Origin of the sequence: Nocardia higoensis NBRC 100133, assembly GCF_000308595.1 — a bacterium.
In the GTDB taxonomy this organism is placed as follows: domain Bacteria; phylum Actinomycetota; class Actinomycetes; order Mycobacteriales; family Mycobacteriaceae; genus Nocardia; species Nocardia higoensis.
Genome location: NZ_BAGA01000020.1, coordinates 31,319 through 44,664, shown reverse-complemented (window position 1 = coordinate 44,664; position 13,346 = coordinate 31,319). Strand labels below are relative to the sequence as shown.

The window sequence follows — 13,346 nt, the reverse complement described above, 5'->3', positions numbered from 1 at the left end:
GGGTCCGCGGAGCCGGCCGGCCGTGCCCCAGAAGGCCGATGTCCGGCCCGGCGGCGAGCCCGCGGCGACTGCCCCGGCCGTCTCCGGCGCCGCGCGGAACCCCGATGCCCGGCCGTGCGATCCGCAGACGGTCGTCTCGGAGACTCAGCCGCTGGAACCGCAGGACCCGGCGCTCGCTTCACACGCTCAGCAGCTCGAAGCGCAAGACCGGGCTCTCGCCGCACAGGAACAACCGGTCCAGCCCCAGCCGTCGGAACCCGACCCGCCAGCTCGGTCGCTCGAACCGCAGGACCAAGCGCTCGCCCGAGCAACTCGACCGCTCGAACCGCAGGAGCAGGCGCTCGCCCGGCAAGGTCAGCCGCTCGAACCACAGGACCGGGGGTCCTCACGAGATCAGGCGCTCGAAGCCGGGGCTCGGGAACTGGACTCGCGAACTCGGGAACTGGGGCCGCGGGAGCACACAGTCGCCCCGCGAGAGCAGCGACCGGATTCGCGCGAGCGGGCGGTCGATGCGGAGGATCGGGAGCTCGGCCCGCGCGGCCGTGTCCTCGATCCGCGCGTCCGGGCGAGCGGACCGCGTGAGCAGACGATCGGCCCGCGCGGCCAGATACCCGCCGCTCAACGCCAGGCTCGCGGCCCGCGCGGTCCGGTATCCGGGCCGCAGGCCCCGCTGGCGGGCGAGCAGGGGACGAGTGAAGCGGAACCGGTGATCGGGCCGCAGCAGCGCGTCTTCGGCCAGCGCGGGCCGACGACGGCCGCCGGGCAGACTCCCGCAGCGGACGCACACGGGCAGGAACCGGCGGACGACGCGGGCGCGACGGCGCCGCAGGAGAAGGAGCGGCGCGGCCTGCTCGGCTGGTTCCGCGACGCGACCCGGACCACCTGAGCCGATTCCGGTCCGGTTCGCCCGGGAACACCCGGCCGTGGGATCAGTACCGACACGCCCGGTCGGGCGGATTCCGACACGCAGACCGAATCGGCGTGGCCTGTTCAGCCCACTGGACGCCCGGCCGAAGGCTTCACAATGCGGCGAGTCCGGCGAGGACGAGCCCGATCCAGCCCAGCGCCACGCCCGACGTACAGCCGAGCAGCACCCAGCGGGTGACCGGAGTATGCCGCCAGCGCCAGGCCGTCGGCGCCGCGCCGCCCACCGCCACCACATTGATGAGCACCGCGAGCAACGGGTGCACCTCGGCCAGTGCGGAGCCGAACGCGTAGACGGCCACGGCCGTCAGGACGGCGACCAGCACGGCGACGGTGATCCCCGCCGACCACGGCGTGGGGTCGCGCACCGGTGGCACGGCGCGATACGGGTCGGTGCTCGGATGATCGGCCACGTTCTCACCCCTCACGAGTTGCGGACCCGTTCATAGAAGGCCATCGCGGCGGCGGTGGCGACATTGAGCGAATCGACGCCGGGCGTCATCGGGATGCGGGCTCGGACGTCGCAGGCGCGCATGGTCTCCTCGGTGAGGCCGGGGCCTTCCGCGCCGAGCAGCAGGGCCACCCGCTCGCCGGTCATGGCGGTCGCCAGGTTCGCCGCGGCCGGGTCCGGGGTCAGGGCGACGAGTTGGAACCCCTCGGCGCGCAGGGTGTCCAGATCCTGCGGCCAGACGGGCATGCGCGCGAACGGCACCCGCAACACATGCCCCATCGATACCCGCACCGAGCGCCGGTAGAGCGGGTCCGAGCAGCGCTCGCCGAACAGGACGGCGTCGACGCCGAGCCCGGCGGCATTGCGGAACATGGAGCCCAGATTCTCGTGATCGTTGACGCCCTCGAGCACCGCGACGGTGCGCGCCCCGGCGAGTACCTCGGCCACGCCGAGTTCCGCCGGGCGCGGCGCGACGGCGAGCACGCCCCGGTTCAGGTGGAAGCCGACGATCTCGGCCATGACGTGCGCGTCGGCCCGGTAGCAGGGCACGTCGACATCGGCGAGGTCGTCGGCGAGGTCGTCGAGCCGGCGTCCGACGCCGAGCAGGGCGCTCGGGACGAACCGCGAATCCAGCATGCGGCGCACGACGACCACGCCCTCGGCGATCACCAGGCCCTTGCGACCGGGCAGGTCGGGGCGGCGATCGGCGTTCGACAGGTCGCGGAAATCGTCCACTCGGGGGTCGGCAGGGTCGTCCACGTCGATCACTTCGGCCACGCAGCCATCCTGCCGGACCGCCGCCGGCGTCTCGGCGGCGGCCGCACGGCCCCCGCGACCTGCGCCGGGAGCGCACCCCGCCGGAAGCTGGCATGCTGGTGTGCGTGAAGCCGATTCAGCTGGTGCTCAACATCCTGTGGTTGATCTTCGCGGGATTCTGGATGGCGCTGGGCTACATCCTGGCCGGCATCATCTGCTGCATCCTGATCATCACCATCCCGTTCGGGATCGCCTCGTTCCGCATCGCCGTGTACGTGCTGTGGCCGTTCGGTCGCACGACGGTGGAGAAGCCCGGCGCAGGCGCGGGGTCGCTGATCGGCAACATCATCTGGTTCGTCGTCGCCGGCTGGTGGCTGGCGATCGGACACCTGATCACCAGTATCCCGCTGTTCGTCTCGATCATCGGCATCCCGTTCGGGTGGGCCAATCTGAAGTTCATCCCGCTGTCGCTGTTCCCGCTCGGGCGCGAAATCGTCGACAGCGACCGGGCTTTCGGCGCGCGCTGAATCCCGCGGCTCGACGGCCCCGGCTCAGCTACTCCGATTCCGCGACGATCTGCTTCATGATCGCGACGGCCTCGGTGAGCACTTCGAGTTGCGACTCCGAGAGCGTGGACAGCCGCTCGGTCATCCAGGCCTCCCTGGCGCTGGCCTCGTCGGCCAGCACGGCCAGGCCCGCCTCGGAGAGCGAGACGATGATCTGACGCCCGTCGGTCGGATGCGGCTGCCGCTCCACCAGCTTCATATCCGACAGCGAGGCGATCACCCTGGTCATCGAGGGCGGCTGGACACGTTCCCGGGCGGCGAGCATGCCCGGCGTCATCGCCCCGTCGCGGCGCAGGGCCGCGAGCGCGGACAGCTGGGTCAGCGAAACCGGTGAATCGGCGCGGCGGCCGCGCAGATGTCGCGTGAGCCGGACCACGGCCAGCGACAACTCGCCGGCCAGGGCTCTCACATCCGATGGCGTCGTCACCCGCCAAACGATACGGGAAGCGCCCTGGACGCTGCGCGCCTTCGCCCCGCTACCCTGGGGTGGTGACCCCCGAAGTACCAGAGATCCCGGCGCGACTGACCGATCCCCGGCCCGTGCTCGCCGTCGGCATCGCGTTGTGGGTGCTCGCCACGATCGTCGTGTGGGCGAGCGGGGAACGCTGGGAGTCGGTCCGCCCCGTCTGCCTCATGGGGATACTCGTCGGCGGGCTGGCCCTGCTGATCTTCCTGGTCCAGCGGCGCGGGGCCCGGCGCGGCGACAAGGGCGCGCAGACCGGGCTCTGAATGCCCTTGCGGCTCAGCCGATCGTGAACTCCGCGCTGGTACCGGTGAACGGACGCAGCGAGCCGTCGGCGGTGAGCTGGTCGGCGAAGTGCACGAAGCGGTACGAGCCCGAGCCGGCCTCGGCGGGGATGTCCCAGGTGAAGCGGGCCACCGATTCGGCCGTGCCGCGCTTGCTCCAGTGGAATCGCACCGCCCACTCCCCCTCGTTGGCCACCCGGACCCAGCGGTCGCCGGCGCGGCGCTGGATCTCCAGGAAGGTGCCGTTGCGGCGCGGATTGTGTTTGGGGTGGGCCGAGACGAATTCGACCGCGGCCTGCTCGCCCCGTGCGTAGGCCGCGGCGGGCTGGGTGAGCACGTCGCCGAACGCGCGGCCCGCGGGTGCGGCGTCCGGGCCGGGGGCGGGCACGAAGTTCGGTTGCGGCCCGGAGAGCTCACGCGGGGCGGGGCCGCGCCCGATCGGCGCGCCCGCCGCGAATGCCGTTGCCAGCCGGGTGAATTCCTGCAGGTAGGCGGGCAGCGTGTAGCGGCCGTAGAGGGTCGAGCCGCCTTCGTACTGCTGGGCGTCGTATTCCTCCGGCGTGGTCACGTACTGGTGGTAGGCGTTGGCGTAGCCCTGCATGAGCACCTGTTCGGGGGCCACGCCGAGGGCGGCGGCGACGGCCCGGCGCACGCGCAGCCCGGCGACGATGGTGAACTCCCCGCCCGCCGCCGCCAGATACAGCTCCCCGATCCGCACGAGCTGGATCGGCACCACGCTGGGCACCCACGGCACCGGCGGCAGCAATCCCAGCGGCGCGGCGATCACCTTGGGCGCCTGCGCGTCGGCCAGCCAGGACGGCGCGGGCCGCGCCGGATCGCCGAGGGCGTCGATCATCGGATTGCGCACACCCTCCGGCACGGGACTGCCGGGCAGGCCGGGGCCGTCCTCGACGCTGCCCGCGATCAGCGAGACGCCCGCGGCCGCGGTCGCGGTGCGGCGGGGCTGCCCGTCGGGGGTGAAGCACCCGTCCACGGCGATGTCGGAGAGGTCGATGTAGCACAGCAGCGCGCCGACCGGCCCGTCGATCGGCCGCGCGGCCGCCAGCGCGGATTTCGAAGCGGCGTACTGGCGTTCGCCGATGACGCGGGTGTTGTCGAACTCGTCGTCGGTCGGTCCCGAGCCCGGGGCCAGATTCAGGTTGGGCGACATGTCGCCCGCGTTGGTCTGGGCGAAGGCGGCGATGAAGTCCGGCTGTCCGTCGAGGTAGCGGACGCCGTGGTCGAGGTACTCGTGCGCGAACGAGGCGTAGCCCTTGTTGTCCGAGCTGATCAGCCGGTTCTCGTTGGTCATCGAGGTGTTGTGGGTGGCGAACCAGGTGATCGCGCCGACCCGCCTGCCGCCCCTGTCGATCGCCAGCGCGGTGACGGCCGGATCGATGGCGCCGGGGAACTGCGCCTTGTCGGCGTCGGGATTGCGCTCGAAGGCGACGCGGGACCGGTTCACACTCGCGTCGTGCAACTCCGCGCGCCCGAGCGCCAGCGTGGCCGGGGCCAGATCGTCGTGCGCGGCGGCGATGGCCTCGACGATGCCGTTCACCTCGGCGTCGTAGACCTGCTGCTGGAAGCCCAGGATCGACAGGTTGTAGGCGTAGTCGTGGCTGGACCCGCCGCAGCAGGCGTGCGAGTGGGTGGAAGTGAGCAGCACATTGCGCTCGCTGTAGAGATCGCCGTAGCGACGCCCGAGTTCGAGCAACACGCCGCGGTGCACGGATTGGAAGATCATCCCGTTCTCGGCGACGGCGAACACCACCCGCTCGCCGCCCGCCTCGAACACATAGGCGCGAGCGCGGGGGCGCAGATGGATGCCCGCGGTGTCCTGGCCGAGCTGGGAGTAGCCCATCATGCCGCACTCGGCAGCCGGGCCGGTGATGTCGGAGATACCGGCGCCGACCCGATATCCGGCCGTGGGGGCGGCCGATGCGGGCGCCAGGCCGCCGGGGGAAACCGTCGCGGCGGCCGCGATCGCGGCCGTCGCGGCCCCGGTGCGGGCGAACAGAGTACGGCGATCCATTCGTGCCGGGCGAGTTCCACCGACAGCTCTGCGCATCGATCCTCCCTTTCTCCAGGTCGCAGCGAACCACACAACTGGACAAACGTCCAGTGACGCCCCCGGTAACCGTGAATTGACTGGGCGAGTTCGGACGGCTTAACTCGCTGGAGTGTCCTCCCGATTGAGCGTCGAAGAACGACGGGCCCACCTTATCGAGGCGGCTATCGGCTTGGCCGAGAAGAAGGGCGTCGCGGGCGTGACCACGCGCGATGTCGCTCAGGCAGCCGGTGTTTCGCTCGGAGTGGTGCACTACTGTTTCGAAAACAAAGACGCGCTGATGACCGAACTGGCCAAAGCGCTGTCCATGGAATTACGCGATTCCGTGGACGCCGACGAAACGGTATGGCAAGACGCCGGAAGCGGAATAGAAGCGCTTCAAAAATTGGTGCGCGCCGGCCTGGAACTGATGTGGCTCAACGTCGAGGCGACCCCCGAACGTCAGCTGCTCACTTACGAGACCACGACCTACGCTCTACGCGAAGGCGAGTCGACGCCGGCGAAACTCGCGATCGCCCGCGAGCAGTACACCTTCAACGATTCCACCGTCGCCGACATCCTCGATCACGCCCGCGAGGCGACCGGCACCGAATGGTCGGTCCCGGTACAGACACTGAGCCGGTTCACGCTCAACATGATCGACGGGCTGGTGCTGCGCTGGCTGGTGGACAACGACAGCGCGGCGGTGCGTACCCAGCTCGACCTGACCACCGAGATGGTCACCCGGTACGCCGTCCATCATCCCGGCGACGCGTCCGCCTGAGTCCCCGAGCCGGTCGCCTCCTCGCCACGGGCGCGTACGCCCCGGCGCGACACAGGTTCCCGAGGCGGGACGATCGGCCGGCACACCGGCCCGATCTGGTGGCGCGCACGCTGGCCGGATCAGCCGAGCGGTTCGGGGGCGAGCACGTGGGTGGCCGTGCCCTCGCGCCACCACGGCACCGCGACGGTCCCGCGCACCGCGCCGTCGAGCCGGACCCGGAGATCGCTGTGCAGCACCAGTTCCCCGTCGGCTTGCGGCGCGGCGAACAGTTCGGCCAGCACCACGGCCAGCGGTTCCGCCGACCAGGTGGTGTGCCTGCCGTCGCCGAGGACTTCGGCCGTCACCGCCTCGGAGACCAGCGGCAGGTCGAGCAGGCTCGCCAGCGCCTCGGCGTGCTCGGCGGATCCGGCGACCAGCCGCTGCGGCGAGACGACCAGACCGAACCAGGGCAGATCGAGCACCATCGCCTCGCGCGCGTCCACCGCCGCGCCCGACAGCACGCGCACCCGTTCGGGCAGGTCCAGATCGGCCACATCGAGCTTGCCCGCGGCGACGGCGGCCGCCAGGCGGTGATGCGTGCCCGCGATCGCGGCGGGCCCGGGGCTGCGCCGCGGGTCGGCCAGGGCGTCGAGCAGGGCGTGCGCGAGGTCCGCGTCGATGACGGCGGGATCGGCCAGCACGGTGCGCAGCAGGGACAGCCGGGCGGGGTCGAGGTCACCGGCCGGGAATTCCGGTAGCAGACCGGCGAACTCCGGGTCACCGGGAAAGCGATGGTGGCCGAGCGGGATCCCGTCGTAACGCGCATGCTCACGCAGCCACCACGGGGTGTAGCCGTGCGGGTCGGCGAACAGCCCGGCGGTACGCGGATCGGTGAGCAGCAGACGCAGCGCCCGTGGCCAGGCGGCGTCGTCGACGAGGTCGAGATCGCGCACCGCGACGAACTGCTCGGGATCGGATTCCAGGCCGGACCACCAGCGGTCCTCGTCGTCGAGATGGTGATCGGGCCCGGTCGGATCGGTTTCGCCGACGATCCCGAAATTCCAGCCGACGCCGATGGCGCGCAATGCCTCCGCGCCGTACTCGTCCACCGTCTCGCCGGCGACCACACCGAACGGCGAATCGGCCACCAGCAGTTCGCCCAGCGGGGCACCCGGCAGCAGTAGTTCGTCGGCGGGCCGCAGTTCGCCTGTGTCGTCGGGCAATTCGAGCAACCCCAGCCAGTCGGGCAGGGATTGCGGCGCGGCATGCGGGACCAGCCGCAGGACCGCGTCGACGATGTCCTGATCACCGGGGTCGTCGTCGAGGTGGGCTCGCAACGCCGGGTCCGCGAGCAGATCACCGGCCGTCGCCGTGCGCGCACCCAGCCGCGCCAGCAACGGGTGCGCGGCCTCCGGATGGACCAGCCGGGCCCACGGCAGCGCGACCGCCACCCCCAGCCCGTCGTCGAGCACCACCGTGCGCGGGCCCGTCACCACCCGGTCGTCGGACAGCGGAACGGCCAGCGCGCCCAGCGCCTCCGCCGCGACCGGATCCACCACGAACGGTTCCAGTGCCGTGTACAGGGCGCGCCACCACGTCGGCGGCCGGTGCAGGCCCGAGGTCGATTCCGCGATGCGCGCCAGTCCCAGCCGGTGCACGTCGAGCACGGCCAGCGCCTCCGTGTGCGCGGGTCCCGAGAGTTCCGGGAGCACGAGCGGGCCGATCAGCTCGTCGAGCAGGACCGCCAGTTCCGGGGTGAGGCCGGGGAAGACGCTCGCCCGCGTCGGGAGGGCCACGGCTGCGCGGCGGTCGTCGGGCAGGCCACCTCCGGCGCCGGGGCCGTCCTGTTCCGCCGGGCCGAGGACCGGCAGCCAGGGGTGGGTACGTAGTTCCCGCAGCACGGCTTCGCGCAACAGGCCGTCGATCTCGCCGCGGGCGAATCCGGGGGCGGGGACCAGGGCCAGGCGGGCGTGTTCGGGCAGGGCGCGGGCGAAATCGGCGTAGCCGTCGGCGAGTTCGGAGACCCGCGCGCCGGGCAGGGCGCGGCGGCGGTCGGGCTGCATCGGGAGATCGGCGACGAGGAGGGCCGGTAGCGAGAGCTCTTCGTCGGAGCGGGTGGGTGCGCGCAGCACGTCCTCGACGACCGGAACCGGCCGGCCGTCGCGCACCGGCAGCAGCCAGCGCGACCTGGCGGTGCGGTACTGCCACCAGGTGTGTGAGCCGTCCGGGGTGTCCACCCGGACCACCTCGAGACCCGAGCCGCCCGCGTCGGCGGGGCACGGCTTCACCTCCGCGGTGAACACCTCTTCGCCGATGCGGATCTCGTGCAGGGCGGGCAGTTCCAGCAGCAGGTCCACGGCCTCGGCGCGCATCGCCGCGCAGAGGGCGGTCGCGTCCACCTCCGGGCGCAGCCGCAGCACGATCTCGGTGTCCCAGTCGTCGGCGGGGGCGTGCGCGGCGGGCCAGGCCAGGCGAAGGACCGGCGGGGCCGTGACGGTTTCGGGCACGGCCGCCTCGGTGAGCGCGATGCGCGTGTCCGCCAGGGAGAAGCGCAATCCGCCCGAGCGGGAGCGGAGTTCGATCTCGTCGCCGACCGAACGCACGGCGGTGAAGCCGACGCCGAACCGGCCGACGCTCGCCCCGGTATCCGCCTTGCCGGACGCACGCAGCGCGGTCAGCGCGTGCACGCCGGGAAGGTCCAGCGGCGCACCGGTATTGGCGATGTGCAGGGCGTTCCCGGCGAGGTGGACGGCGAGCCTGCCGGATACACCGGCCTTGCTCGCGGCGTCGGCGGCGTTCTGCGCCAGCTCGGTCAGCAGCCGGTCCCGGTACCCGGCGCGCACCAGGTCGGCTTCGGTGGCGGCGTCCTCACGCAGGCGCGTCGGCGAATCCCGCCACGCCGCGAGAATCCCCGCGCGGAGCGCCGCCGTCCCGAATGGATCGGCCGGATCGCTCAGTTCAGCGCCGATGACGACTCCGGCGACTCCGCGCCGGGCTCACCGGCCTGCGCACCCTCGGCCACCACGGACCCGGCCCGCTCGGCGCCTGCCTCGTCGGTCACGGGCGCATCCGAATCCGCGGCATCGACCGGTGGCTCGACGACCGCCTGCGCAGCGGACGCTCCGCCCGTCTCGGCCTCGGCGGCATCGGCTTCAGCGGCATGCGTCGCGGCGGTCTCGACCTCGGCCGTCTCGACCTGGGTGGTCTCAGCCCCGGTGGCATCGGCACCGGTGGCATCGGCACCGGCGGTGCCAGCCTCAGCGGTATCGACCTCGGCGGTCCCAGCCTCAGCGGTATCGACCTCGGGGGTTTCCGCCGCCGGCGCACCGCTCTCGTCGTCGCGGTCCGCCGACTGCCCGACGCTCACGCCCGCCGCATCGGCGACCTCGACAGCCTCGGACCGAACCGACTCCGTGCTCGCCGCCGGATCGGACAGCTCGTCCGACTCCTGCGTGGCCGACTCGGCGCTCAGCTCCGTACCGGACGCCTCCGCCGACGCACCGTCGTCGACCTCGGTGGACTCGACGGCACTCCCGGACTCGCCGTCGGACGGCGCACGGTCCGGCGCGGACTCGACGGACGACGAGGAGTCCACGGCCTCGGGCTTGCGCAGTTCCTCGGCGGGAACGAGATCCACCGCGGCGTCGTCGTAGGCCTCGTAGCGGGGCGAACCGCTGCCGGTGGGCAGTTCGACATCGGAGTGCGCGCCGCAGCCGTAATCGACATGCACGACCCTGCCGTCGGCGCCCATCGCATTGCCGCAGACGCCGAAGGCGACGCGCAGGGCGCCGGCCAGTGGAACGTAGAAGCCGCAGGTGCCGCAGGTGCCGGGGGCGGCCCTGGCCATGTCGGTGTCGGGGCCGTACTCGGCGTACCAGCGTTCGGCGGCCTCGGCGCGGCCTTCCGGGCTCAGCACCTTGGTGCGGCCGAGGCCGACCTCCCTGGCCAGCTCGTCGATCTCCGGGTCGCCGTTGGCGACGTAGCCGGGGACCAGGCGCGGATCGTCGGCGGGCGGGGCCAGCAGGTCGCCGGGAGCGAGGTCGCCCGGGCGGATGCGCTGCTCCCACGGGACGAAGTCGGGGGCGACCAGGGCCTCGGGGCCGGGCAGCAGCGCGGACTCACTGACCGTGGCGTGCTCGGCGCCCGGCGGCGCGGCCACCACCACAGCCCACTGCCAGCCGCGATAGCCGGGAAGAGTGGACTCGAAGCGGTGCGTGGCGGCGGAGTCCCCCTCGGCCGTGACGCCGAGATGGGTGCCGACACCGTTCGGTTCCAACTCCACGAGCGCACGCCGAGCCAGGTCGGCGGCATCGACCAGGACGGGACGCACGTCGGGCTCCGAAACAGAAACAGCGCTCACGGCCTACATTTTGCCGTATGGAACGCACTCTGCGTGCGTCGGCCGCCGGTGTGCTGGTCGGCGCGCTGGTCGCGGCCGGATGCGGTCAGCCGGAGGACCCCGCGCCGCGGCTGCGTGTCGAGGTCGTCGGCACCCGCCCGCACGACCGCGACGCCTTCACCCAGGGCCTGGAAGTCGTCGGCGACGTGCTGTACGAGAGCACCGGTCTCACCGGTCGCTCGGGGGTGCGCGCCACCGATCTGTCCACCGGCGCCGAACTCGCCCGGGCCGAGCTGCCCGACAGCTATTTCGGGGAGGGCATCACACACACCGGAGCGATTCTGTGGCAACTCACCTGGCGCGAGGGCGTGGCCTTCGCCCGCGACCCCGACACGCTGCGCGTCCTGCGTGAGGTCCGGTACGAGGGCGAGGGCTGGGGCCTGTGCGCGCGGGGCGACACGCTGGTGATGAGCGACGGCAGCGACACGCTGACCTTCCGCGATCCGGCCACCTTCGAGGCGACCGGAACGCTGCGCCTGCGCGACCGGAAAGGCACCCATCTCAACGAATTGGATTGCGCGCCCGATGGTTTCGTATACGCCAACGACTACCCGAGCAGCCGGGTGCTGCGCATCGCGCCGGACACCGGCGAGGTGCTCGGGGTGGCCGACCTCGGCGGGTTGCTGACCCGTGCCGAACGCGCCGAGGCCGAGGTCGCCAACGGCATCGCCGCGTTGCCGGGCACCGACCGATTCCTGGTCACCGGCAAATACTGGCCGACCGTTTTCGAGGTCCGTTTCGTCCCGGAATGACCGGCCCCGCGGGCCTCGGGAAAGAGCGCGAGTGAACCGCCCGCGACGGAGTGCGCCAGAATTGGGGGGTGACTACCTCCCGCGATCCGCACGGTCCCGAGCGTGGTCCGTGGGACGGCGGTCCGCGGAACGGTGACGAACCACCACCGATCGAACGGCATCCCGGGTACGACCGGTACCCGCCGCCGGTCTCCCCCGCGCGACGGCGCACCCCGCTGCCCCCGCTCGATCCCGAACGCTACGCACCCAGCCGCCCGCCGCTCGGCCCGCTCGAAAAGCGCGGCCCGCAGGGCAATTCCACGCCACCGACCACACCGTTGGGCCAGTCCACCGCACCAGGACGTGACCAGCCGCCGCGCACCGCGCAGTCTCCGGCCACACCCGCCCCGCCGACCAGGCCACCGGGCGGCCGGGACTCCGCCGAGGAGCAGGCCCGTCCGCTCGGTGAGCCGCAGGTGCCGCGCAAGCTGACCGTGACCAGGGTGGCCGCCATGCGCGGCAGGCAGCTGACCGAGAAGGGCATCGCCACCTTCCAGCGCGCGGCCAAGGCCGACGGCGCCGACAAGTCCGGCTTGACCGCCCTCACCTACGCCACCATGGCGAACTTCGCCCTGGACGCCGCCATCGCGGTCTCGCTGGCCAACACCCTGTTCTTCGCCAGCGCGACGGCTGAGAGCAAGTCCAAGGTCGCCCTGTACCTGCTGATCACCATCGCGCCGTTCGCGGTGATCGCCCCGCTCATCGGCCCGTTGCTGGACCGGTTGCAGCGCGGGCGCAGGCTGGCGCTGGCCACCTCGTTCGGGGTGCGCGCGGTGCTGGCGGTGATCCTGGTACTGGAGTTCGACTCCTGGGCACTGTATCCGCTGGCGCTGGGCATGATGATCGGCTCCAAATCGTTCGCCGTGCTGAAGAGCGCGGTGACGCCCCGCGTGCTGCCGCCGGAGATAGACCTGGTCCGCACCAATTCCCGGCTGACGGTCTTCGGCCTGGTCGGCGGCACCATCGGCGCCGGCGCGGTGGCCGGGTTGGTCGCCGCCGTCGCCGGCTCCACCGGATCGCTGATCCTGGCGACCCTCATCGCGATCGGCGGCGCCTATCTGAGCCTGCGCATCCCGCGCTGGGTCGAGGCCACCGAGGGCGAGGTGCCCGCCACCTTCGGCTATCACGGCGACGACGTGCGCACCGAGGTGCTGCGGCCGGGCACCGAATCCGCCGTGCCCGCCCGTAAGCGCAGGCAGCCGCTGGGCCGCGCGGTGGTCTCCGGGCTGTGGGGCAACAGCTCCATCCGGGTGCTGACCGGCTTCCTCACCTTCTACATCGCCTTCGTCGCCAAGGCCACCGAGCACCGGCCCCTCCAGCAGGCGCTGATGCTCGGCGCGGTGGGCGCCGCCGCGGGCATCGGCAACTTCGCGGGCAACGCCACCGGCGCGCGGCTCGCACTGGGCCGGCCCTCGGTGATCGTGGTCAGCTGCACCGCCGCCTGCGCGGGCGTGGCGCTGTTCGCGGTGTTCGCCGACAACCTGCTCGGCGCGGTGGTGGCCGCGCTGGTGGCCTCGGCGGCCAGCGCGCTGGCCAAGGTGTCGCTGGACGCCTCCATCCAGGACGATCTGCCGCCGGAGTCGATCGCGTCCGGCTTCGGGCGGTCGGAGACGGCGCTACAGCTGAGCTGGGTGATCGGCGGTGCGGCGGGCGTGCTGCTGCCGACCGAGTACTGGATCGGCTTCGCCGTGGTATCGGGAATACTCGTGCTCGGGCTGGCCCAGACCTTCCTGAGCTACCGGGGTCATAACCTGCTGCCCGGCCTCGGCGGCAACCGGCCCCAGCACGCGGAGCAGGAAGTGCACGCCACCGTCGCCCCACCGCGACGGCAATCCGGGAAGAGCCGAGACGAGTAGTGACGGGAGAACGCCGAGTTGAGTGATCCAGCGGTGAGTGGTCCAG

General features: G+C 72.2%; 10 protein-coding genes and 2 pseudogenes. 6 read left to right on the top strand and 6 right to left on the bottom strand.

The genetic code is table 11. The features are described from left to right. Positions 1–886: pseudogene (locus tag ON26_RS34115) on the top strand (hypothetical protein); the annotation flags it as partial. A gap of 133 nt (positions 887–1,019) precedes the next feature. On the opposite strand, the gene ON26_RS03025 reads toward ON26_RS34115, so the two are convergent. Together ON26_RS03025 and ON26_RS03020 are read right to left on the bottom strand one after the other, a co-directional pair. Beyond that, positions 1,020–1,337 (bottom strand): DUF2537 domain-containing protein, encoded by a 318-nt coding sequence (locus ON26_RS03025; RefSeq protein ID WP_245545698.1) that lies wholly within the window; start codon positions 1,335–1,337, stop codon positions 1,020–1,022. An 11-nt stretch (positions 1,338–1,348) separates the two neighbouring features. Further along, positions 1,349–2,152, bottom strand: a complete 804-nt coding sequence (locus ON26_RS03020) for a TrmH family RNA methyltransferase (RefSeq protein ID WP_040794405.1) — start codon at positions 2,150–2,152, stop codon at positions 1,349–1,351. A gap of 92 nt (positions 2,153–2,244) precedes the next feature. Between ON26_RS03020 and ON26_RS03015 the strand changes: the two genes are divergently transcribed. Then, a complete protein-coding gene (locus ON26_RS03015) occupies positions 2,245–2,658 on the top strand; it encodes a YccF domain-containing protein (protein WP_373280922.1) in 414 nt (137 codons plus the stop codon). Between the two features lie 28 nt (positions 2,659–2,686). Here the strand turns inward: ON26_RS03015 and ON26_RS03010 are convergent, their stop codons facing one another. After that, complete coding sequence (locus ON26_RS03010; protein ID WP_040794404.1) at positions 2,687–3,124, bottom strand: MarR family winged helix-turn-helix transcriptional regulator; 438 nt, start codon at positions 3,122–3,124, stop codon at positions 2,687–2,689. 62 nt (positions 3,125–3,186) lie between these two features. On the opposite strand from ON26_RS03010, the gene ON26_RS03005 reads away from it, so the two are divergent. Then, entirely contained in the window at positions 3,187–3,426 is a 240-nt protein-coding gene (locus ON26_RS03005; RefSeq protein ID WP_040794413.1) for a DUF2530 domain-containing protein, read from the top strand. 13 nt (positions 3,427–3,439) lie between these two features. Here the strand turns inward: ON26_RS03005 and ON26_RS03000 are convergent, their stop codons facing one another. Further along, complete coding sequence (locus ON26_RS03000) at positions 3,440–5,476, bottom strand: neutral/alkaline ceramidase (protein ID WP_040794403.1); 2,037 nt, start codon at positions 5,474–5,476, stop codon at positions 3,440–3,442. A 148-nt stretch (positions 5,477–5,624) separates the two neighbouring features. Between ON26_RS03000 and ON26_RS02995 the strand changes: the two genes are divergently transcribed. Continuing rightward, positions 5,625–6,275 (top strand): TetR/AcrR family transcriptional regulator, encoded by a 651-nt coding sequence (locus tag ON26_RS02995; protein ID WP_040794402.1) that lies wholly within the window; start codon positions 5,625–5,627, stop codon positions 6,273–6,275. A 119-nt stretch (positions 6,276–6,394) separates the two neighbouring features. Here ON26_RS02995 and ON26_RS02990 read toward each other — a convergent pair whose 3' ends face one another. Both ON26_RS02990 and ON26_RS32845 read right to left on the bottom strand, forming a co-directional pair. Continuing rightward, on the bottom strand, positions 6,395–9,097 hold the full coding sequence (locus tag ON26_RS02990; RefSeq protein WP_306307234.1) for a sacsin N-terminal ATP-binding-like domain-containing protein: 2,703 nt from the start codon (positions 9,095–9,097) through the stop codon (positions 6,395–6,397). Between the two features lie 650 nt (positions 9,098–9,747). Beyond that, a pseudogene (locus ON26_RS32845) lies at positions 9,748–10,584 on the bottom strand (DUF3027 domain-containing protein); the annotation flags it as partial. Positions 10,585–10,631: 47 nt separating this feature from the next. Between ON26_RS32845 and ON26_RS02980 the strand changes: the two are divergent. Together ON26_RS02980 and ON26_RS02975 are read left to right on the top strand one after the other, a co-directional pair. Continuing rightward, a complete protein-coding gene (locus ON26_RS02980; RefSeq protein ID WP_040794400.1) occupies positions 10,632–11,405 on the top strand; it encodes a glutaminyl-peptide cyclotransferase in 774 nt (257 codons plus the stop codon). Between the two features lie 68 nt (positions 11,406–11,473). Continuing rightward, positions 11,474–13,300 (top strand): MFS transporter, encoded by a 1,827-nt coding sequence (locus ON26_RS02975; protein ID WP_083883682.1) that lies wholly within the window; start codon positions 11,474–11,476, stop codon positions 13,298–13,300. The last annotated feature ends 46 nt before the right edge of the window (positions 13,301–13,346 follow it).

Excerpts from the sequence above, each read along its gene's own strand:
- ON26_RS03015 (WP_373280922.1), top strand. The coding sequence starts at position 2,245 with ATGCTGGTGTGCGTGAAGCCGATTCAGCTGGTGCTCAACATCCTGTGG.
- ON26_RS03000 (WP_040794403.1), bottom strand. The coding sequence starts at position 5,476 with ATGGATCGCCGTACTCTGTTCGCCCGCACCGGGGCCGCGACGGCCGCG.
- ON26_RS02980 (WP_040794400.1), top strand. The coding sequence starts at position 10,632 with ATGGAACGCACTCTGCGTGCGTCGGCCGCCGGTGTGCTGGTCGGCGCG.